Origin of the sequence: Rheinheimera metallidurans, assembly GCF_036983985.1 — a bacterium.
GTDB lineage: Bacteria > Pseudomonadota > Gammaproteobacteria > Enterobacterales > Alteromonadaceae > Alishewanella > Alishewanella metallidurans.
The window spans coordinates 665,863-685,942 of record NZ_JALAHQ010000002.1 but is presented as its reverse complement, the minus strand read 5'-3'; the positions used below and the strand labels follow the sequence as shown (position 1 = coordinate 685,942).

General features: G+C 44.7%; 21 protein-coding genes. 18 read left to right on the top strand and 3 right to left on the bottom strand.

Annotation, left to right across the window (positions count from 1 at the left end; all coding sequences use genetic code 11):
* Position 1 precedes the first annotated feature (1 nt).
* The 3 genes from pseF to pseB are packed head-to-tail and all read right to left on the bottom strand — an operon-like array spanning position 2 to position 2,840.
* The gene (gene pseF / locus MN199_RS08580) at positions 2–697 is read right to left on the bottom strand and encodes a pseudaminic acid cytidylyltransferase (RefSeq protein WP_335739107.1); all 696 of its coding nucleotides are present in this window, start codon (positions 695–697) and stop codon (positions 2–4) included.
* Entirely contained in the window at positions 694–1,842 is a 1,149-nt protein-coding gene (gene pseC, locus MN199_RS08575; RefSeq protein ID WP_335739106.1) for a UDP-4-amino-4,6-dideoxy-N-acetyl-beta-L-altrosamine transaminase, read from the bottom strand. The genes pseF and pseC overlap by 4 nt, the downstream gene beginning before the upstream one ends.
* Positions 1,839–2,840 (bottom strand): UDP-N-acetylglucosamine 4,6-dehydratase (inverting), encoded by a 1,002-nt coding sequence (gene pseB / locus MN199_RS08570; RefSeq protein WP_335739105.1) that lies wholly within the window; start codon positions 2,838–2,840, stop codon positions 1,839–1,841. Before pseB ends, pseC begins: the two co-directional genes overlap by 4 nt.
* Before the next feature lie 202 nt (positions 2,841–3,042).
* Between pseB and MN199_RS08565 the strand changes: the two genes are divergently transcribed.
* The 18 genes from MN199_RS08565 to fliR all read left to right on the top strand — a co-directional run bounded on the left by MN199_RS08565 (position 3,043) and on the right by fliR (position 20,074).
* Positions 3,043–3,837, top strand: coding sequence for a flagellin (locus tag MN199_RS08565; RefSeq protein ID WP_335739104.1), 795 nt, complete (start codon positions 3,043–3,045; stop codon positions 3,835–3,837).
* Positions 3,838–3,949: 112 nt separating this feature from the next.
* Positions 3,950–5,395 (top strand): sigma-54 dependent transcriptional regulator, encoded by a 1,446-nt coding sequence (locus tag MN199_RS08560; protein WP_335739103.1) that lies wholly within the window; start codon positions 3,950–3,952, stop codon positions 5,393–5,395.
* A 107-nt stretch (positions 5,396–5,502) separates the two neighbouring features.
* Positions 5,503–6,621: a sensor histidine kinase gene (locus MN199_RS08555; RefSeq protein ID WP_335739102.1), complete on the top strand. Its 1,119-nt coding sequence runs from the start codon at positions 5,503–5,505 to the stop codon at positions 6,619–6,621.
* On the top strand, positions 6,618–8,027 hold the full coding sequence (locus MN199_RS08550) for a sigma-54-dependent transcriptional regulator (RefSeq protein ID WP_335739101.1): 1,410 nt from the start codon (positions 6,618–6,620) through the stop codon (positions 8,025–8,027). The genes MN199_RS08555 and MN199_RS08550 overlap by 4 nt, the downstream gene beginning before the upstream one ends.
* Positions 8,028–8,149: 122 nt before the next feature.
* Positions 8,150–8,485: a flagellar hook-basal body complex protein FliE gene (fliE, locus tag MN199_RS08545; protein WP_132584356.1), complete on the top strand. Its 336-nt coding sequence runs from the start codon at positions 8,150–8,152 to the stop codon at positions 8,483–8,485.
* A 14-nt stretch (positions 8,486–8,499) separates the two neighbouring features.
* Positions 8,500–10,188, top strand: coding sequence for a flagellar basal-body MS-ring/collar protein FliF (gene fliF / locus MN199_RS08540; RefSeq protein ID WP_335739100.1), 1,689 nt, complete (start codon positions 8,500–8,502; stop codon positions 10,186–10,188).
* Positions 10,181–11,215, top strand: coding sequence for a flagellar motor switch protein FliG (gene fliG / locus MN199_RS08535; RefSeq protein WP_335739099.1), 1,035 nt, complete (start codon positions 10,181–10,183; stop codon positions 11,213–11,215). Before fliF ends, fliG begins: the two co-directional genes overlap by 8 nt.
* Positions 11,216–11,232: 17 nt before the next feature.
* On the top strand, positions 11,233–12,060 hold the full coding sequence (fliH, locus tag MN199_RS08530; protein ID WP_335739098.1) for a flagellar assembly protein FliH: 828 nt from the start codon (positions 11,233–11,235) through the stop codon (positions 12,058–12,060).
* Positions 12,061–12,062: 2 nt separating this feature from the next.
* Positions 12,063–13,409, top strand: a complete 1,347-nt coding sequence (fliI, locus tag MN199_RS08525) for a flagellar protein export ATPase FliI (RefSeq protein ID WP_335739097.1) — start codon at positions 12,063–12,065, stop codon at positions 13,407–13,409.
* Positions 13,406–13,858: a flagellar export protein FliJ gene (gene fliJ / locus MN199_RS08520; RefSeq protein ID WP_132584346.1), complete on the top strand. Its 453-nt coding sequence runs from the start codon at positions 13,406–13,408 to the stop codon at positions 13,856–13,858. Before fliI ends, fliJ begins: the two co-directional genes overlap by 4 nt.
* Before the next feature lie 109 nt (positions 13,859–13,967).
* Positions 13,968–15,686 (top strand): flagellar hook-length control protein FliK, encoded by a 1,719-nt coding sequence (locus MN199_RS08515; protein WP_335739096.1) that lies wholly within the window; start codon positions 13,968–13,970, stop codon positions 15,684–15,686.
* 93 nt (positions 15,687–15,779) lie between these two features.
* Positions 15,780–16,298 carry a flagellar basal body-associated protein FliL gene (gene fliL, locus MN199_RS08510; protein ID WP_335739095.1) on the top strand — a complete coding sequence of 173 codons (519 nt, stop codon included), beginning with the start codon at positions 15,780–15,782 and terminating at the stop codon, positions 16,296–16,298.
* 12 nt (positions 16,299–16,310) lie between these two features.
* The gene (gene fliM, locus MN199_RS08505; RefSeq protein ID WP_335739094.1) at positions 16,311–17,399 is read left to right on the top strand and encodes a flagellar motor switch protein FliM; all 1,089 of its coding nucleotides are present in this window, start codon (positions 16,311–16,313) and stop codon (positions 17,397–17,399) included.
* A gap of 5 nt (positions 17,400–17,404) precedes the next feature.
* Positions 17,405–17,785, top strand: a complete 381-nt coding sequence (fliN, locus tag MN199_RS08500) for a flagellar motor switch protein FliN (protein WP_132584338.1) — start codon at positions 17,405–17,407, stop codon at positions 17,783–17,785.
* A gap of 35 nt (positions 17,786–17,820) precedes the next feature.
* Positions 17,821–18,273, top strand: coding sequence for a flagellar biosynthetic protein FliO (fliO, locus tag MN199_RS08495; RefSeq protein ID WP_335739093.1), 453 nt, complete (start codon positions 17,821–17,823; stop codon positions 18,271–18,273).
* A gap of 8 nt (positions 18,274–18,281) precedes the next feature.
* Positions 18,282–19,028 carry a flagellar type III secretion system pore protein FliP gene (gene fliP, locus MN199_RS08490; RefSeq protein ID WP_335739092.1) on the top strand — a complete coding sequence of 249 codons (747 nt, stop codon included), beginning with the start codon at positions 18,282–18,284 and terminating at the stop codon, positions 19,026–19,028.
* On the top strand, positions 19,025–19,294 hold the full coding sequence (gene fliQ / locus MN199_RS08485) for a flagellar biosynthesis protein FliQ (RefSeq protein ID WP_132584333.1): 270 nt from the start codon (positions 19,025–19,027) through the stop codon (positions 19,292–19,294). The genes fliP and fliQ overlap by 4 nt, the downstream gene beginning before the upstream one ends.
* Positions 19,295–19,300: 6 nt before the next feature.
* The gene (gene fliR, locus MN199_RS08480; RefSeq protein WP_132584331.1) at positions 19,301–20,074 is read left to right on the top strand and encodes a flagellar biosynthetic protein FliR; all 774 of its coding nucleotides are present in this window, start codon (positions 19,301–19,303) and stop codon (positions 20,072–20,074) included.
* Positions 20,075–20,080: the final 6 nt, after the last annotated feature.

Genomic DNA, 20,080 nt, shown 5'->3' with positions numbered 1-20,080 from the left:
TTTATGCCTTTGCTTGCTGTAGTAATTGGTAGAGTAGTTCTGCGTGTTGCCAGTCTTCCGGTGTATCAATATCTTGCACTAGCTGATCCGGCAGCACCAGCATTTGGCTATTGTTGCCAAATACTGGCTGTTGTGTAAGCCAAGCTTCTGTTCTACCGAAATAAAACTGGCCAGCATCATGAAATGTGGGTGTTAAATCTTGCGACCGTTTAGCTATGCTGCTGGTATCAAATGGCGCAACGCCCGTTTCGGTTTGCACTAAAGCGCGTTGGATCGGAAAAGAGAAACGTGCGGCCGAAAAAACATAATTAAGAGATGCTGTTGCTTGTAGCATTTGCCATGCTGTCGTTAACAAATTAGCCTGTAATAGCGGTGTTGTAGCATAGATGCAGCAGCAATATTCAGGAGTAGTGCCCTGGTGTTGTAATTGTTCCAGCTCATAGCGGATTACGGCGCTAGTGCCGGTATAATCATCAGCCAGTGCTGCTGGGCGCAGCGCTAGCGTTTCTGCACCATATTTTTGGGCTATTGCAGCAATTTCTATATCATCAGTGGAGACAATTACACGCTCAAAACAACCACTATGTAGTGCAGCTAAAATAGGGTAGGCCAGCATTGGCTGGCCAGCAAATTGTTTAATATTTTTTCTAGGTATACGCTTACTGCCACCGCGAGCCGGAATAATAGCCACATTCATGCTAATAACTCAGCCAGTTTATCGGCAATATATTGCTGCTGCTCGCCAGTTAATTCCGGGAACATCGGCAGGCTGATAATGCGCTCATAAAAATCTTCCGCAACAGGAAAATCGCCCCAGTCAAAGCCCAGTTGCTGATAGTACGGCTGGGTGTGAATGGGAATATAATGCACATTGACGCCTATACCGGCCGCTCTTAAGCCATCAAACACAGTTTTACGTTTGGTTTTGTCATTTAAGCGGACAATATATAAATGCCAAGCGCTAATGTTGTCGTCGTCTTGCGCGGGCAAGCCAAGCGGTAGTTCATTGAGTAAACGATTATAGTTGGCAGCCAATAGCTGACGCTTTTGAATAATAGGTAACAAACGCATACTTTGACTAAGCCCTAAAGCGGCCTGAATGTCTGTCATACGATAATTGAAGCCTAAAGCTAGCTGCTGATAATACCATGCACCGTGGCTAGGCTCGGTCATTAGCGCTTCATCGCGGCTAATACCATGGCTGCGTAATAACCACATTTTATCGGCTAACTCGGCATTATTGGTCAGTGCCACACCACCTTCCGCGGTCGTAATAATTTTTACTGGATGAAAACTGAACACGGTAATATCGCTGTAGCGACATTGGCCTACGGCTTCGTCTTGATAACTTGCGCCAACGGCATGTGAGGCATCTTCAATAATGTTAAAACCAAATTCATTGGCTAAGTAATGTATTTGCTGCATATCGCAACTGGCACCGGCTAAATGCACGGGTATCACCACTTGCGGCAGAGTATCATTATTGCGTGCCAGCTCTAATTTTTGTCGCAGTTTATCAACGGCCATATTGCCACTGTCAGGCTCTATATCAACAAAGTCGACGCTGGCGCCGCAGTACCTTACACAATTAGCTGAGGCGACAAAGCTAATCGGTGATGTCCATACTCTGCTGCCTGGGCCAACACCCAGCGCCAAGCAAGCAATATGTAGTGCTGAGGTTGCACTATTTACTGCAATAGCATATTGCGCGCTAACCAGATCACATAAGCGCTGTTCAAACGCTGGTACAGCTGGCCCTTGGGTTAAAAAGTCGCTGTGTAGTACGTCGGTTACTGCATCAATATCAGCTTGAGTAATGTGCTGGCGGCCATAAGGGATCACGGTTGAGCTTCCTGGTTAAGTTGGTGCATTTGTTCTACTGATAAAAAGTCAGGGTTAGTATTTGATGCATACTCGTAACCGGGAGCGACTAACTTACCTTTTTCGTGTAAAGCATTACTCGAAAAATCATTAGTACGATTAAAAAACTTGATGGCGGGCGCAATGACAAAATGATCATCAAATTCATAAGTGTGATAGGACATATCGCCGGGGCACATCATTTCATGTAGTTTTTCGCCAGGACGTATACCTACTTGTTTAATCGGTATATTAGGTGCCATTGCCTTCGCCAAATCGATAATACGAATAGACGGTATTTTCGGCACAAAAATTTCGCCACCTAACATGCGCTCAAAATTCTTTAAAACGAAATCAACCCCTTGCTGCAGGCTGATCCAAAATCGGGTCATTTCAAGGTGAGTTATCGGAATGTGGCCACTATTATTGTTAATTAGTTGCTGAAAAAACGGCACTACGGAGCCTCGCGAGCCCACCACATTGCCATAACGCACTACAGAAAAACGCGGTTTGCTGCCGCCGGAGATATTGTTAGCAGCAATAAATAGCTTATCGGATGCCAATTTAGTGGCGCCATATAAATTAACCGGGTTTGCCGCTTTGTCAGTAGATAGGGCAATAACCTTTTCGACACTGTTTTCTATCGCGGCGTTGATAACGTGTTCTGCGCCATTAATATTAGTTTTAATACATTCCATTGGGTTATATTCCGCTGCGGGCACCTGCTTTAGTGCAGCCGCATGAATAATGAAGTCTACGCCGCGAGTAGCAAGAATAAGCCGCCTTTCGTCACGAACGTCACCAATAAAATAACGCATGCAGCTTTGATTAAATTTTTGCTGCATTTCGTACTGTTTTAATTCATCACGCGAATAAATAATAATTTTTTTCGGCTTAAAACGAGTAAGTAGCGTTTCGGTATATTTATGACCGAAGGAGCCAGTACCGCCGGTAATTAAAATTGTCTTGCCGTTAAACATAACTTGTCCTCGCAAAGCACTGAATCTGTGCAATACCGTTGTAACTCAACACTAGCATAAATGATGCCTAAACAGCTAACGTATTCAGTTTAAACGCTTTAATAGTAGTATATGACGTATTATTTAGGAAAATATTATTTTCTGGCGGTTAGAAGCCATGTTGGCTAAACTATAACCAGTTTAACCATAGCGTGGTGCCATAATGAAACTGAATACTCCCGGTAGTTTAAGTACCTTAAATCAGGCACAGTTACAGCAAGAAAACTTGCTAAAAAAATTGGCGACGGCAAAACGTATTAATAGCGCAGCTGATGATGCGGCAGGCTTGCAGATTGCCAATCAGCTAAGCAGCAGTATTAATGCTAGTGCGCAGGGAGAGCGTAATTTATACGACGGCATGTCGTTAGCTAGGGTGTATGAACAAGGCTTGCAAGGTATTAATGATAATTTAGGCGAACTTAACCGCTTAGCCGTTGCCGCGGGTAATGGTATTTATGGCGCACAAGAGCGAGCAGCTTTGCAAGCAGAGGCTGATCAATACACCGCTAATATTAAACAGACTATTGATACCACTGAATTTGGCGGCAAAAAACTGTTTGGTCAAGACGGCTCGTTAAATTTTGGTACTGGCTCAGGCAATATGAGCTTTAATACCGCCGATGTAGAAGCGGGCTTAACTGCACAAAATGCGTTTAGTATTAATTTAAGCTCGGCAAGTGCTGCTGCCTTGTCGCTTGAGAATATTAAAGCCTCTTTAGATTACGTTTCGGGCTTACAAGCCGAAGCTGGCGCATCCATTAATAGCTTTAGTTCTGCCGCTAGTAGTTTAAATGGCCAGCAAATAGCTACGTCAGCAGCACGCAGCCTAATTGAAGATTTAGATTTTGCCCGAGCTACTAGCGATAAAGTAGCCGCTGATATATTAGGCAAAACATCAATTAGTGTGGCGTTACAAGCTAGAGTACAACATCAACAAGCCTTGGACTTGTTAAGCTAAAACTATTATCTAACGCTATTTTTTTGACACCGCGTCAAAAAAATAGCGTATTATCTTGCAAGCTGTATTATGCGAAGTACAATGAAATTAAAAGCATAATAAAAGCAGTCGCATGTCAAACACACCTTTACTGTATATTGTTGATGAGCAAAGCCCCCGTAGCAGCAGGCTAAGTACTGTGCTGAGCTTTATTCATGAATCGCATCAGCTACTGACATTAGCCAATTTACAGCAGCGGCTAGCAACTAATACGCCGGCGGTAGTATTGCTGGGTGCACTGGAAAGCCAGCAGCATGCAGAGTTATTACAACGTTTTCCAGCCACAGCATTTTTATTACTTGGTGAAACACTACAGCCTTTGCTTTGCAATGCTAATGCGGTGGGGCTGCTAAGTGAGCCATTTTCTTACGCTACTTTAACTCAGCTGTTAAGAGACAGTCAGCAGTATCATCGGTTGTTGCCTCTGCAACGTCAGCATGACAGTTCAGTTAAGTTTGACGGCATGGTGGGCACATCAAACAGCATGCAGCAAGTTCGCTTTCTTATTCAACAAGTTGCTAAAACGGATGCTAACGTTCTGATACTTGGCCCCTCAGGCACGGGTAAAGAGGTTGTAGCACGTAATATTCATCTGTTATCGCATCGCTCAGATGGGCCTTTTGTACCTATTAACTGTGGTGCTATTCCTGCTGAGTTACTAGAGAGTGAGTTGTTTGGCCATGAAAAAGGCGCTTTTACCGGCGCAATATCTACCCGAAAAGGCCGTTTTGAATTAGCTCAGGGCGGCACGCTGTTTTTAGATGAAATTGGTGATATGCCCTTACCGATGCAAGTTAAATTACTGCGCGTGTTACAGGAACGTACTTACGAGCGAGTGGGCGGGACTCAGGCGATTAAGGCCGATGTGCGAATAGTAGCAGCTACGCATCGTGATTTAGAGCAGATGATTGCTGAGGCTAGTTTTCGTGAAGATTTATACTATCGATTAAACGTATTTCCTATTGATACGCCAGCGTTAAGTGAACGGGTTGACGACATACCGTTATTAATTAGTGAGCTACTAAAACGCCAAGAAAAGTACAGCCAAACTCGAGTTAAATTTACCGAATATGCGATGCAAAGTTTACAGCTGCACAGCTGGCCAGGCAACGTACGAGAGCTGGCTAATCTGCTGGAACGCATGGTAATAATGTATCCAGATCAAGTAGTTGATGTTGCTGAGTTACCTCATAAATATCGACACTTAGACGTTGAAAGTTATGTACCGCAATATCCAGAAAGCTTACAAGAGCGAGATTTAATTAACGAGCTGTTTCAATCGGATAATGACGACGATAGTGAAACAACGGTTACTGATTTTGAATTAGATGGTTTTGAAACATTACCGGAGCAGGGCATAGATTTAAAAGAATACTTAGCCGAATTAGAAATTCGTTTTATATCACAGGCACTAGAACGACATGAGTTTGTCGTGGCGCGTGCAGCTGAAGTATTAGGTTTACGTCGCACTACCTTAGTAGAAAAGATGCGAAAATATAATCTTGGTAAAGACGAGTAAATAGCGCTGTCAGGAAGTTGACACAGCTAAGCCCATAAGATGTAACTAAAAATTTATGGCACAGAGCCTGCATCATACCCTCTGAGATTAGTGTTTCAGGGGGACGTATGACTTTAGCAGCTGCATTGCATTTTTCGCCGCTTAACCGTAAACATCACAATGTACCGGATGCTATTAGCGATGCGCGTCAGCCATTGGCATTGTTTTCAGCCCCGCCACTGGATCCGGTATTACAAGCCTTACCCGCTGCAGTTATTTTACTAGACCAACGTGGTGTGGTTTATCAAGCTAACCCGGCGGCAATTGCCATGTTGGGCGAACCGCTTATTGACCAAGCTTGGTTTACCGTTATTAATCGCTGCTTTAGCCCCCGAAATGACGACGGTTTAGAGGTGTCGTTAAAAGATGGACGCCGAGTTAAATTACAAATTAGTGCCTTACTTACGCATTCGGAATATACCCAGTCAGGCCAACTTATTATGCTGACGGATTTAACCGAAACGCGACAGTTGCAAAGCCGCTTAAGTCATCTACAGCGCTTGTCTACGCTAGGCAAAATGATGGCAACCTTAGCACATCAAATTCGCACACCGTTGTCAGCTGCGTTGTTATATACACAAAATTTAGCCAACCCTCGAACAACGTTACAGGTGCAGCAGCAATTTCAACAAAAATTATTCTCTCGCCTGCAGGATTTAGAGCAGCAAGTTAATGACATGCTGCTGTTTGCGCGTAGCGGCAGTGCGCAGCAAGTTACCGTGTTTACGTTAGCTGAGCTAACTGAACAGTTAAATGCCGGTACTGAGGCATTATTGCAGCAACATAACGCCAGTTTAACTTTGCAATGCCCGGATGATTCACTACGTTTGCTTGGAAATAAAAATGCGTTGTCCGGTGCAATACAAAATCTGATACAAAATAGTATTCAAGCCACTGCAGCTGATGCAAGCATTACACTGCAATTTGCCGTGAGCCAAACAGATAGTGCGATGTTATCAATTAAACTTACCGATAACGGCCCCGGCATTAGCCAAGAGCTGCGCGATAGCTTATTTGAACCCTTTGTTACTTCGCGTGCACAGGGCACCGGCCTTGGCTTAGCCGTAGTTCAGGCAGTGGCGCATTCGCATCATGGTAGTGTGCATTATTTGCCAACTGCGCAGGGCGCATGTTTTGAAATGTTGTTGCCGTTACAGCAATTGAGCACAAAGGAGTACAGCCAATGAGCCAACGTATATTGCTGGTAGAAGATGATGCAGGTTTGCGCGAAGCCTTGCAGGATACCTTAATGCTGGCGCAGTATCAGGTGCTTGCTGCTGATAGCGCAGAGCAGGCGCTATTGCTATTAAAACAACATAAAGTGCAATTAGTTATTAGCGACGTGCAAATGCAAGGCGTATCTGGGCTGGTTTTATTGAAAACCTTACGTGAACATTACCCACAGTTGCCGGTATTAATGATGACGGCTTATGCCACGGTACAAGCCGCGGTAGAAGCCATACAGCTTGGCGCTATTGATTATTTATCTAAGCCTTTTTCACCCGAAGTGCTACTTAATACGGTAAGCCGCTATGTGAGCACTGAGCCGCAAAATAGTATTGAGCCCATTGTCGCTGCAGCTAGCAGTAAACAGTTATTGGCGTTGTGTGCCAAGGTAGCACGTACTGATGCCAGCGTGATGATCAGCGGGCCAAGTGGCTCGGGTAAAGAGGTATTAGCGCGTTATATTCATCAGTTATCAGAGCGCAGTAATGGCCCCTTTATCGCCATTAATTGTGCCGCTATTCCAGAAAACATGCTGGAGTCTACCTTATTTGGTTATGAAAAAGGCGCTTTTACCGGCGCCATTAATGCCTGCCCTGGTAAATTTGAGCAAGCGCAGCAAGGCACTATTTTACTTGATGAAATTACCGAAATGGATTTGAACCTGCAGGTAAAGTTACTGCGGGTATTGCAAGAGCGTGAAGTAGAGCGCTTAGGTGGGCGAAAAACGATCAAGTTAGACGTGCGTGTGCTAGCCACCAGTAACCGTAATTTAAAACAGGCAGTAGCGCAGGGCGAGTTTCGTGAAGACTTGTTTTATCGGCTAAACGTGTTTCCGCTAGCGTGGCCTGCATTGAGCGAACGCATTGAAGACGTTATCCCGCTGGCTGAACACTTATTACAGCGGCATTGCCAGATAAGCGGGCGCAGTCAAATGAGCTTAAGTAAAGAAGCTCGTCAGCGCTTGGTGCAATACAATTGGCCCGGCAACGTGCGCGAATTAGATAATGTTATCCAGCGTGCTTTAATCATTGCTCATGGCGATAGTATTACCGCTGATGACATTATGTTAGAGCAAATGGATATAAATGAACCGAATAGGGTTACCAACCATGAAGCCTCGTATTCTGAACCATTATTGCCAGCTGAAATATCCGCATCGCAGCCTGAATTAAATGATACGGCAAATGACGAGCAGGGCAGCTTTAAGCACAGCGTGTACGAGCAGGAGCACCGCATTATTTTAGCTACCATGAAAGCCTATAATAACCGCCGCAAAGATGTTGCCCAAAAGCTCGGGATCAGTGATCGCACCTTGCGTTACAAGCTAGCTCGAATGCGAGATTCAGGTATAGAACTACCGGCATAAAGTATTTTACAGCCCTCTTGATGAGGGCTTTTTTCTATATAAATTAAAAGCTTAATACTTGGCACGACTCCTGCTTTATTAAAGGTAATATAGATCGCAGCATTTTTTTGACAGGTAACGCTATGAATATTAAAGGTCAGGCTCTTTATGCAGAAATGCAGACCATGGCCGGTCAAGCTAGAGCGGTAGGTACTGAGCTTAAATTAAGAAATATTGAGCAGGTAAACCCAAGTCAAAGTGATTTTAGCTCAATGCTGACTAATGCTCTAAGCCAAGTAAATAACTTAGCGCAGGAAACAAGCACTATGCGCACTGCCGTTGAAATGGGCGATCCTAATGTGTCTTTAGCGCAGGTAATGATTGCTAGCCAGAAATCGTCACTGGCCTTTGAAGCAACAGTGCAAGTACGTAATAAGCTGGTTGAAGCTTATAAAGAAATCATGTCAATGCCGGTGTAATGAAGGAGTAAGTTGTGGCTGAAAATCAATCCACCGAGCTGACACTAACTGATAATGATTACAGCAGTGGTGAACAGCAGGAACAAAAACCCGGTTTTATGGGCTCGTTAGGCGGTACCGATTTGGTGCGCCAGATCACCATGATTGTGGCATTAACTATTTGTTTAGCCATCGCTATTTTAATTATTCTTTGGGCGCGGCAGCCAGAAATGCGACCATTAGGTGCGTTCCAAACTGCAGAATTAATTCAAACCCTCGATCATCTAGATAGCCAGAAAATTGGCTACTCTTTAGAAGGCAACACCATTTATGTGCCTGAAGATAAATTTCAGGCAATCAAATTATCTTTATCACGTGCTGGTTTAACCAAATCACCTTCGGATGGTACCGAGTTTTTATTACAAGACAGCGGCTTTGGTGTGAGCCAGCGTTTAGAAATGGAACGTTTAAAGCATAGCCGCGAACAGCAGTTATCTCGTACTATTGAAGAATTACAAAGTGTTGCTCGTGCGCGGGTGCTATTAGCTATTCCTAAGGAAAACGTGTTTGCGCGGGTAGAAAAACTGCCTTCGGCTACGGTATTAGTAACCGCGCGTGGCGGTACGGTAATACGCGATAGCGAAGTTGACGCTATCGTGGATATTGTCGCTTCTGCAGTACAAGGTTTATCACCATCACGGGTTACGGTAACCGATCAAAACGGCCGCTTACTAAATAGTGGCTCACAAGATGCCAGCTCGGCACGTACCCGTAAAGAATACGAGCTACAACGTACCCGAGAAGAAGAATATCGGCAGAAAGTTGATTCTATTTTAATGCCAGTACTGGGCTATGGTAATTACACCGCTCAAGTAGATTTGCATATGGACTTTACTGCGACTGAGCAAACGCAAAAACGCTTTAACCCAGATTTACCTGCAGTTCGCAGTGAGATGACAATAGAAGAAAACAGCGTCGGCGGTTTAAGTTCTGGCATTCCTGGTGCGTTGTCTAATCAGCCGCCTTTAAACTCCAATATACCGGAACAAGCTGCAGGAGGCACGGCTAAACCGGTAGTGCCCGGTCGCAACCATAAAGAAGCGACGCGCAATTACGAACTGGACACGACTATCAGCCATATTTCGCAGCAAAGTGGCGTGATCCGCCGTTTAAGTGTGTCAGTGGCCATTGATTATGTCGCCGGTGAGAACGGTGCGCCACAACCAAGAGCACAAGCCGAGCTAAATAATATTCGCCGTTTATTACAAGGTGGTATCGGCTTTGATGTGCAGCGTGGCGATATGATTGAAGTTATTTCCGTACCCTTTATGAAAGATGAAGTGGTACCGGTAGTCGCGCCAGCCTTTTATGAAGAAGAGTGGTTTGTGCGAGTTATGCGCCTAGCCATTGGTGGGCTGATTATTATCGTACTTATTTTAGCGATAGTTCGGCCAATGCTAAGAAAACTAATTTACCCTGAAGATACTAAAGAAGCCTATGACGACAACGCACTTAGTAGCGGTCTAGACTTAGGGGATGACACTATTGACATGCTAAACTCTAGTTTTGATGAGAGTTCAGTAGGCTTTGCACCAGATGGCACCTTAATGCTGCCAGATTTACACGGTGATGAAGATTTATTACGCGCGGTTCGGGCACTGGTTGCAAATGAGCCTGAATTATCCTCTCTGGTAGTTAAGAACTGGTTGGCTGAAGATGAGTAGCATAGAAGCGATAAAGCCTAGTTTTGATGTAGGCAAACTGGACGGTGTTGAAAAAGCCGCTATCTTACTGCTGAGTCTGTCAGAAGAAGATGCCGCGCAAATTTTAAAACACTTAGAACCCAAACAGGTACAAAAAGTGGGTTTGGCCATGGCGCAGATGACCGATCTGAACCAAGCCAAAATCAGCGCCGTGCACCGTTTGTTTATCGAACAAATTCAAAACTTTAGTACCATTGGTTTCCAAAGTGAAGAATTTATCAAGCGCGCATTAACTGCTGCACTGGGTGAAGAAAAAGCCGCCAACCTAATTGACCAAATTGTAATGGGTGGCGGCGCTAAAGGTTTAGATTCATTGAAGTGGATGGACTCTAAGCAGGTAGCCAACATCATCCGCAACGAACACCCGCAAATTCAAACTATTGTTTTGTCGTATTTAGAGCCTGAGCAGTCGGCAGAGATTTTGTCGCAGTTCCCAGAAAAAGTGCGGTTAGATTTAACCATGCGTATTGCCAACTTAGAAGAAGTTCAACCGGCTGCGCTGCAAGAGTTAAACGAAATTATGGAAAAACAATTTGCCGGTCAAGCAGGCACGCAAACTGCGAAGATGGGTGGCTTAAAAGCCGCGGCCGATATTCTTAACTATATGGATACCAATCTTGAAGGCCAGCTGATGGACTCTATTCGCGAACATGACGAAGAGATGGCGCAGCAAATTCAAGATCTAATGTTTGTATTTGAAAACCTAATAGATGTAGACGACCGAGGCATTCAGGTATTACTGCGTGAAATTCAGCAAGATGTACTAATGAAAGCCTTAAAAGGCACAGATGAAAACTTAAAAGAGAAAATTTTCAAAAATATGTCCAAACGCGCAGCCGAACTGCTGCAGGACGATTTAGAAGCTATGGGCCCAGTGCGGGTAAGCGATGTGGAAGCCGCACAAAAAGAAATATTATCTACGGCACGCCGTTTGTCTGATGCTGGCGAAATTATGCTAGGCAGCGGCGGCGGCGATGACTTCGTGTAAGCTAAACGAGACTGGCTATGACTGTTGATGCATTTAAGTATAAAAAGCCATTTTCACCTGACGATGATACCGAAGAGCAGCTGCAACATTGGCAAACTCCGGATCTAACGTCAGAGCGGCTGCGCGACAATACCCGAACCAATGCGTTAAATAAAACGCAAGCTGTAGCTAAAGCCCAGCAGCAACCTTTAAACGAAGAGCTTACTGTCAAACCTTTGACAGCCAGCGATATTGAGCAAATGCATCAGGCTGCCTACGATGAAGGTTTTGCCGAAGGGAAAGAAGACGGCTTTAGTAAAGGCTACGCTGAAGGGCGTGAGCAAGGGCAAACTGACGGTTTTACGCAAGGCCAAGCTGAGGGTAAAAAACAGGGGCTTGCTGATGGGGAAAGTGAATTAACCGAGCGCTTAGCACAATTAAGCCTAATGTTAGATCAATTGCAGCAACCATTGGCTAATGTTGATACGCAGGTAAAGCAACAGTTACTACAACTGAGCTTGGCGATGGCGCAAGCTGTTATTGGCGTTGAAGTTAAAACCAATGAACAGGTTATTCTGCAAGCATTATCAGAGGCCATTAGCTCATTACCCTTAGATGCAACGCAGCTCTTGATTAAATTAAATCCAGCCGATATCGCTATTATTGAACAAGCTTATAGTAAAGACATATTAACTGAACGCGGCTGGCAATTAAGGGCCGAGCCTGCTGTTGAGCAAGGTGGCTGTTTAGTAGAAACCAGCCGTTCTAGCGTTGATCGTTCTTTATCGCAGCGGGTACAAAGCAGTTTAGAACACTTTTTACAATTACAGCAGCATGCTAATTCTACACCTGATGTGGCGGAGTAAATATGGCCGGCAGTGATGTTTTAAGCCAATTTTTACAACAACAGCAAAGTTATGTGCATCGCTCTAAACCTGCAGTTTCTGGGCATTTGGTGCGTGTTGTTGGTTTAACATTAGAAGCAACTGGCTGCAGCGCTGCTATTGGTCAGCCTTGTTCGGTAGAAACGGCGCGTGGCGATATTATGGCCGAGGTAGTTGGCTTTGCTAACGACCGTATTTTTTTAATGCCTAAAGATGATGTGTCGGGTGTAGTGCCGGGAGCGCGTGTTACGCCACTACTCAATTTTAAAGGTGTACCGCTAAGCATGAATTTGTTAGGCCGAGTGATTGACGGTGTTGGTGCACCGCTTGATGGCAAAGGACCTATTGCTGCAGAGCATTATGGCGGCGCTAAAGGCAAGCCGATAAATCCGCTACACCGTCGACCCATTAAGCAGCCACTCGATGTTGGCGTGCGCTCCATTAATAGTATTCTTACCGTTGGTAAAGGCCAGCGTATGGGCCTGTTTGCCGGCTCAGGCGTGGGTAAAAGCGTATTGTTAGGCATGATGACACGAGGTACATCGGCCGACGTTATTGTGGTTGGTTTAGTGGGCGAACGTGGGCGCGAAGTTAAAGAGTTTATCGACGAAATTTTAGGTGACGAAGGTAAAGCTCGCTCGGTAGTAATAGCTGCACCGGCAGATGTATCACCCTTAATGCGCTTAAAAGGCTGCGAAACAGCAGTACAGGTAGCAGAATACTTTCGTGATCAGGGTATGGATGTCTTGCTATTAATCGACTCTATTACTCGTTATGCCCAAGCTCAGCGTGAAATCGCGTTAGCGGTTGGTGAACCGCCAGCAACCAAAGGTTACCCACCATCGGTATTTGCCAAATTACCGGCGTTAGTTGAACGTGCCGGTAATGGTAGTGGTAGCCAAGGATCAATTACCGCGTTTTATACCGTGTTATCTGAAGGTGATGATTTACAAGATCCGATTGCCGACGCCTCGCGGGCTATTTTAGATGGTCATATTGTTTTATCGCGCGTGCTCGCCGATAGCGGGCATTTTCCTGCGGTAGACATTGAAAAATCCATTAGCCGTGTTATGCCTGCTGTTACCAGTGCCGAGCATCAGAACATGGCCCGAGCAGTAAAGCAGTTGTACTCCAGCTACCAGCAAAGTAAAGATTTAATTGCCATAGGCGCTTACGTACGAGGCAGTGATCCCCAACTGGATAAAGCAATTGGCATGATGCCAAATATCAATCGGTTTTTACAACAAGGCATGCATGATGTCGTGACCTATGAAGACAGCCTACAAGCTCTAAATCTGCTAGTTCCTGCGCCAAGGAGTGATGCATTGTGATAAACCAACGTTTTAATATGTTGATTAAAATTCAGCAAGAACGAGAAGAACGGCTACAAGCACAGTTTGTGTCGGCCCAGCAGTTTTATCAGCAACAAGAGCAAAAATATCAAGGTTTGGCTAACTACCGTACTGAATATATTCAACAAAGCCAGCAGCAAGGTAGCCTAGGTATACAAAGCCGCCAATATAACCAGTTTGTTAATTTCATTGGCAAGTTAGATCAGGCAATACAACAACAGGGGCGAGCAGTACAGCAGGCTAAAAACGCTGCAGAGCAGCGTAAGCAAACCTGGTTAGCTATGCAAAAAAAACGTAAGGCGTTAGAGCTACTGGTTGAGCGTAATAACTTTGCTGAACTGCAAAAGCAGCTAAAACAAGAACAAAAAAATGCCGACGAATACGCCAGCCAGCAATTTATGCGCTTAAGAGCGCAAAGCTTAGAATAAAGCTGGCCTGAAAATTGAATGATTATAGTAACGGGCTAAGTAACGTATTAGCTTAATTAGCAAAACCGAACTGGTTGCATTGCATAAAGACCGTTTACGGGAGAGACCCATGACGCAAGGCTTACAGCTATCATTGCTGATGACAGGATCCGATATAGCGCTGGCGCCAGATGCTGCTTTGTCAGATGACGCGGCGCAAGGCCAAGGCATTATGTTTGGCCAAATGCTTAATGAGTTTACGCAACCGGCAAAAAATAGCCCTACTGAAGCAAAGCTAAGGTTATTGCCTGCCGATGTGAGTGAGCTATCGGTAATTAGTCAGGCTTTATTATTAGCCACAAACACCGATGTTAGTGACGAAGCAAGCGAAAATAACCCAACTGACGACAGCACATTGCTTGCGGCAAGCATCCTAGAGCAAATTGCGTTAAAAGACGGCACGATTAAAGCTGCCGCTTCTAAAGATGATATTCAACCACCACCGAATGACGGCAAAAACACGACTAATGCGGCCGCAGATGAAGTAACTCGTGAAGCGTTAACCGCAGCTGATGCTCAAACAAAGGGTGTTAACCCGTCAGCTAATGCGGCACTGGCAAATAGCAGCGAAAATACCGCCACTGATGCGAGTGCACAAAATGCAGCCAAATTACCCATAGCAGCACAAAGCAATAATACTGCTATTAAGGCGGAGTTAGATGCTAAAGCAGAGGTCAAAGCGTCAGGCGCAAAAGCAGACCATGCTAGCACCGCACGCTACAAAAGCACGGGTATAATAGCTAAAGACGGCATAGCAACGCTCGTAGCGGGCACTAAAGTTGATTCGGCCATTCCTGTGCCACCAGAGGCAAAAATAGCGCTCGTAGCTACAGACGCTGGCCTTGAAGTGTCTACCGAACTTGTAGATAAAGCGACAATTGATAAATACGTTGCTAAAGCTGAACTATTGAAAACTGAGCAAAACCTGAAGCAGTCTGATGCAAAAACACCCGTTGAATTAGACTCCGAGGTAATGATACGCAAACAGGCTGAACTACCGACGCTAGATAAGCAACAAGCTGGTGTAGTAGAAAACAACGCAAGTAATAATTCAGCTAATGATAAAAAAACGTCAACAAAAGTGTTGGCTGAAAAGGGCGAGCTAAGCCTAACTGGAAAAACTGACGCAGCTTCTCAGCAGCCAAGCCTGCGCCAGAATCAAGAGCAAACATCAGGGCAAAATCAACAGCAGCCGTTAGCAGATGGTATGCTTAATCAGAGCGCTAGACTTAATGCCGATGTTAGTGCTGGTCGCAGCGAAAGCGCATTTAACAGTACGTTGTTAGCAGCTGAGCAGCATCGACACGCCGGTGTTGATAAAGCGGCAGCGCCAAGCATAGCTGAACAAATAAAACAAAATTTAAATATGCTGCGTCAAGATGCCCCAGAGCAGTTGCGCGAACGGGTTAATCTAATGCTGCGACAAAATATCCAAATTGCAGAAATTCGCCTTGATCCAGCAGGCCTTGGCAAAATACAGATTAAAATAGATATGCAACAAGACCAAGCGTCAGTGCAGTTTGTAGTACAGCAGTCGCAAGCCAAGGAAGCATTAGAACAACATATGCCACGTTTGCGAGAAATGCTGCAGCAGCAAGGCATTGCGTTAAATGATAGCAATGTGCAACAACAAACTCAGCAGCAACAAGAACGACAATTTGAGCAGCGTGATAACAATAGTACGACTACTCAACATGGTGATGATAGCGCGGGCGATATTAACCAGCCTGATGCTGTGGTGCAGGTTGCAACCAGTATTAGTGATAGATTGGTTGATTATTACGCATAAAGTACACCAAGCGTGGAATTTAAGCCGCGATGATTTACATTGCCACTGACAGATGAGCATAATAAAGCCAGATTAATAAAAGGTGATTCAGTTATGGCAGCAGAGAAAGATTTAGTTATTACCGAAGGCGGCGGCAAGAAAAAATTACTGTTAATCGCTGGCGGTGCTGGGCTGTTAGTTGTAATCGCCATAGTGGCGTTTTTTATGCTGTCAGGTGGCTCTGGGCAAACTGGACAATCCGCTGGTGCAGATGGAGCCAAAGCTAGCGCTGACGGAAGCACTGAAGTTAAAGGCACGGCGCTTTATGTGCCATTGCCTCGGCCGTTTGTTTTTAACGTGCCTGGCGCCGCACGAGATCGGATGGTGCAAATTAAGGTACAGCTATTAGTGCGTGGCAAAAATAATGAGACCCTAGCGATGCGGCATATCCCGCTAATTGAGGGGAGTTTGCTTAGTACTTTTAGTTCGGGTAACGCAGATGAATTAGTAACCGTTGCAGGGCGTGACGCGCTAAAAAATAAAGCGCTAAGTGATTTGCAGCAGGCAATGATAGAAGTCGTTGGTTCGGTGGTGGTCGATGAAGTCCTTTTCACCGGTTTTGTTATGCAATAAGAGTGAGCAGCCGTGACCGATTTACTGTCACAAGACGAAATTGATGCGCTATTACACGGTGTCGACGACGTTGAAGAAGAAGATGTAGACGACTCTGGCGATGGCCGGGGCCGTTCTACCATGGAATACGATTTCTCGTCGCAGGATCGTATTGTCCGTGGCCGTATGCCAACACTGGAAATGGTTAACGAGCGTTTTGCCCGACATATGCGCATTAGTTTATTTAATATGATGCGTCGCACCGCCGAAGTGTCGATTAACGGCGTGCAAATGATTAAATTTGGCGAATACGTGCATACGCTATTTGTGCCTACTAGTTTAAATATGGTGCGTTTTAGGCCACTTAAAGGCACGGGTTTAATCACCATGGAAGCCCGTTTAGTGTTTATTTTGGTCGATAACTTTTTTGGTGGCGACGGTCGTTATCACGCCAAAATTGAAGGCCGTGAATTTACACCAACTGAGCGACGTATTATTCAAATGTTGCTAAAGCTGATTTTTGAAGATTACAAAGAAGCTTGGGCGCCCGTAATGGACGTGTCGTTTGAATATCTCGATTCGGAAGTAAACCCCGCTATGGCTAACATTGTTAGCCCAACTGAAGTGGTCGTTATCAGCTCATTTCATATAGAGCTAGATGGTGGCGGGGGAGACTTTCACGTGGCCTTACCGTATTCAATGTTAGAGCCGATTCGTGAATTATTGGATGCCGGTGTACAAAGCGATAAAGAAGATACAGATTTACGTTGGAGTAAGGCACTTCGCGACGAAATTATGGATGTTAAGGTTGATTTAAGCACCAAGATGATGGATGTAGAGTTAACGCTGCGCGACATTATGGAGCTAAAAGCCGGTGATGTTATTCCGATAGAAATGCCGGAACATATCACGGTACTTATCGAAGAGTTACCAACTTACCGCGCAAAGCTTGGCCGTTCACGTGAAAACGTGGCGCTTAAAATTACGGAAAAAATTAAGCGGCCTGACTCGGTTAAGTCGGAAATGCATGTATTTACAAAAGGTGGGCGTCGCTTAGATAGCGATGCCGATATTTCTGAATTAGAAGCTGATCTGAATTTGTCAGATCGAGATAGAAGGTAACAACGATGGCTGACGATAAAGACACCATGGACGAATGGGCCGCGGCAATGGCCGAGTCTGGCGATGCTGAAGCGGTAGAGTTAGAAGAATTACGTGATGAAAAAGCTGATATTACCGTAGATGAAAAGCGTAAGCTTGATACCATTTTAGATATACCGGTAACTATTTCAATGGAAGTGGGCCGGGCAAAAATTAGTATTCGTAATTTACTACAACTAAACCAAGGTTCGGTGATTGAGTTAGAGCGCCTCGCGGGCGAGCCGCTTGATGTATTGGTAAACGGTACCTTAATTGCGCATGGCGAAGTGGTGGTAGTAAACGATAAGTTTGGTATCCGCTTAACTGACGTTATTAGCCAAATTGAACGTATTAAGAAATTACGTTAATGCGGTTATTATCTCTTCTTTTATGCTGTTTTTTATTGTTATCAATAGCAGCGCAAGCGGATGACAGTGTTGCAGCGCAAACTACGTTAGCGGCACTAGATGAAACAACGCCGCAAACCACTGTAGCAGCATTGCCGGCCAAAACACTAACGAAGGCCGAGGTTAATACCGAGCGACCAACTGCTGGGCTTGGTCTGGGTAAAATGGCGCTGTCGTTAAGTATCGTAGTAGCTATTGTTATTACACTAGGCTGGCTGTTCAAAAAATTGACGCTACGCTTGCCAGGTAGTCGTCATATTAAAATTATTTCTACTATGCCACTTGGGCCAAAAGAGAAGCTGTTAGTTATTGAAATGCAAGGGAAACAACGGGTTCTGGGAGTTACTGCGCATAGTATTAATTTGCTGTTTGAACTAGAAGATTCACTCCCCGAAGAAAAGTTGGCATCAGACTTTCATACACAGTTACAATCTTTGCTAAAAAAATAGTGTGAACTATGTTGCGACTGTTGTGTGTGGTACTTGTAATACTGTTTAGCCCCAGTGTTTTAGCCGATAATTCAGTGTTATCTGCGGTTACTGTAACTACCGGTGCCGATGGCAGCCAGCAATACAGCGTAACGCTGCAAGTGCTGGCGCTAATGACTGCGCTAAGCTTTATTCCCGCCATGGTTATTATGATGACCAGCTTTACCCGCATCATTGTGGTACTCGCTATACTGCGCCAAGCTATGGGTTTACAGCAATCACCGTCAAACCAAGTACTAATTGGTATCACGCTGTTTTTAACCTTCTTTATAATGGCGCCGGTGTTTAAAAATATTAATGAATCCGCTATCCAGCCATACTTAACTGAAGAAATCACTCCAGTGCAGGCGTTTGATGCCGCGATAGTGCCGATCAAAGCCTTTATGTTGCACCAAACCCGCACTAAAGATTTAGATACCTTTGCACAAATAGCTGGGCTAGAAGTGGCTGAAAATCCGCAAGATTATCCAATAACCGTAGTGATCCCCGCCTTTGTTACCAGTGAGCTAAAAACGGCTTTTCAAATTGGCTTTATGCTCTTTATCCCGTTTCTTATTATCGACCTGGTTGTTGCTAGCGTACTAATGGCCATGGGTATGATGATGTTGTCACCAATGATTATTTCCTTACCATTTAAACTAATGATGTTTGTGTTAGTAGACGGTTGGATGTTGGTAATGGGTACTTTGGCAACCAGTTATGGAGTAGGCACATGAACCCAGAAGTCTTTGTCGATATACTACGCGATGCGCTATTTTTGGTTATTTTACTGGTTAGTGCCATTATTTTGCCGTCCTTGTTTGTCGGCCTTGCGGTAGCCATATTTCAGGCAGCGACCTCAATTAACGAACAAACGTTAAGCTTCTTACCGCGCTTAATTGTTACCTTGTTGGCACTGTCGTTTGGTGGGCATTGGTTAACTCGGGTTATTATGGAATTTACCCAAGAGCTGATCTTAAGTATTCCGACGGTAGTAGGTTAGGCCGCAATGGAGTTTCCGTTAAGTATTTTAATGCAAACTATTGCTGATTACTTACTACCGTTATGTCGAGTAACCGGTATGTTTTTAATTATGGCCGGTATAGGTGTACGTAATATACCGATGCGAATAAAAACCGGTTTAGTGGTGTTAATTACCTTAATTATTATGCCAACCTTACCTCCTGTTGCTACGCCGGATTTAATGTCGGGACAAATGTTTATCGAAGTACTCTTTCAGTTACTTATCGGCTTCGCGTTAGGTTTTATATCGTTAATGTTTATTACCACCTTTGTGTTGGCTGGGCAGTTGTTAGCGACGCAAACGGGGCTGGGTTTTGCTTCAATGGTCGACCCTGCAAGCGGCGTAAACGTAGCAGCCATAGGCCAATTTTACTTAATTTTAGCCACCTTGTTATTTTGGTTGTTTGATGGCCATTTAGTTATGATCCAAATGCTGGTGTTTAGCTTCGACACCTTACCGATCAATGGTGAATGGTGGGAGATCACCAGTTACTGGACCGTCATCGAGTTTGGCGGCTGGATGTTCGCCACCTCATTAGCCATAGCACTAGCGCCTATAGTCTCAATGTTAACGGTAAACTTATCGTTCGGTATTATGACGCGCGCAGCGCCGCAGCTGAATATTTTTTCTATCGGTTTTCCTATTACCATGCTATCGGGCTTAGTCATTTTGTGGTTAACCTTAGATACGTTTTTATTTCATTTTGACAAACAGTGGCAGCATAGCGTTGATTTTAGCTGCCGTCTGATTGGCTGCTAAGCTAGG

Coding starts and splice junctions, on each gene's coding strand:
- pseF (WP_335739107.1), bottom strand. CDS start 697: ATGAATGTGGCTATTATTCCGGCTCGCGGTGGCAGTAAGCGTATACCT.
- pseB (WP_335739105.1), bottom strand. CDS start 2,840: ATGTTTAACGGCAAGACAATTTTAATTACCGGCGGTACTGGCTCCTTC.
- MN199_RS08565 (WP_335739104.1), top strand. CDS start 3,043: ATGAAACTGAATACTCCCGGTAGTTTAAGTACCTTAAATCAGGCACAG.
- MN199_RS08560 (WP_335739103.1), top strand. CDS start 3,950: ATGTCAAACACACCTTTACTGTATATTGTTGATGAGCAAAGCCCCCGT.
- MN199_RS08555 (WP_335739102.1), top strand. CDS start 5,503: ATGACTTTAGCAGCTGCATTGCATTTTTCGCCGCTTAACCGTAAACAT.
- MN199_RS08550 (WP_335739101.1), top strand. CDS start 6,618: ATGAGCCAACGTATATTGCTGGTAGAAGATGATGCAGGTTTGCGCGAA.
- fliE (WP_132584356.1), top strand. CDS start 8,150: ATGAATATTAAAGGTCAGGCTCTTTATGCAGAAATGCAGACCATGGCC.
- fliG (WP_335739099.1), top strand. CDS start 10,181: ATGAGTAGCATAGAAGCGATAAAGCCTAGTTTTGATGTAGGCAAACTG.
- fliH (WP_335739098.1), top strand. CDS start 11,233: ATGACTGTTGATGCATTTAAGTATAAAAAGCCATTTTCACCTGACGAT.
- fliI (WP_335739097.1), top strand. CDS start 12,063: ATGGCCGGCAGTGATGTTTTAAGCCAATTTTTACAACAACAGCAAAGT.
- MN199_RS08515 (WP_335739096.1), top strand. CDS start 13,968: ATGACGCAAGGCTTACAGCTATCATTGCTGATGACAGGATCCGATATA.
- fliL (WP_335739095.1), top strand. CDS start 15,780: ATGGCAGCAGAGAAAGATTTAGTTATTACCGAAGGCGGCGGCAAGAAA.
- fliN (WP_132584338.1), top strand. CDS start 17,405: ATGGCTGACGATAAAGACACCATGGACGAATGGGCCGCGGCAATGGCC.
- fliP (WP_335739092.1), top strand. CDS start 18,282: ATGTTGCGACTGTTGTGTGTGGTACTTGTAATACTGTTTAGCCCCAGT.
- fliQ (WP_132584333.1), top strand. CDS start 19,025: ATGAACCCAGAAGTCTTTGTCGATATACTACGCGATGCGCTATTTTTG.
- fliR (WP_132584331.1), top strand. CDS start 19,301: ATGGAGTTTCCGTTAAGTATTTTAATGCAAACTATTGCTGATTACTTA.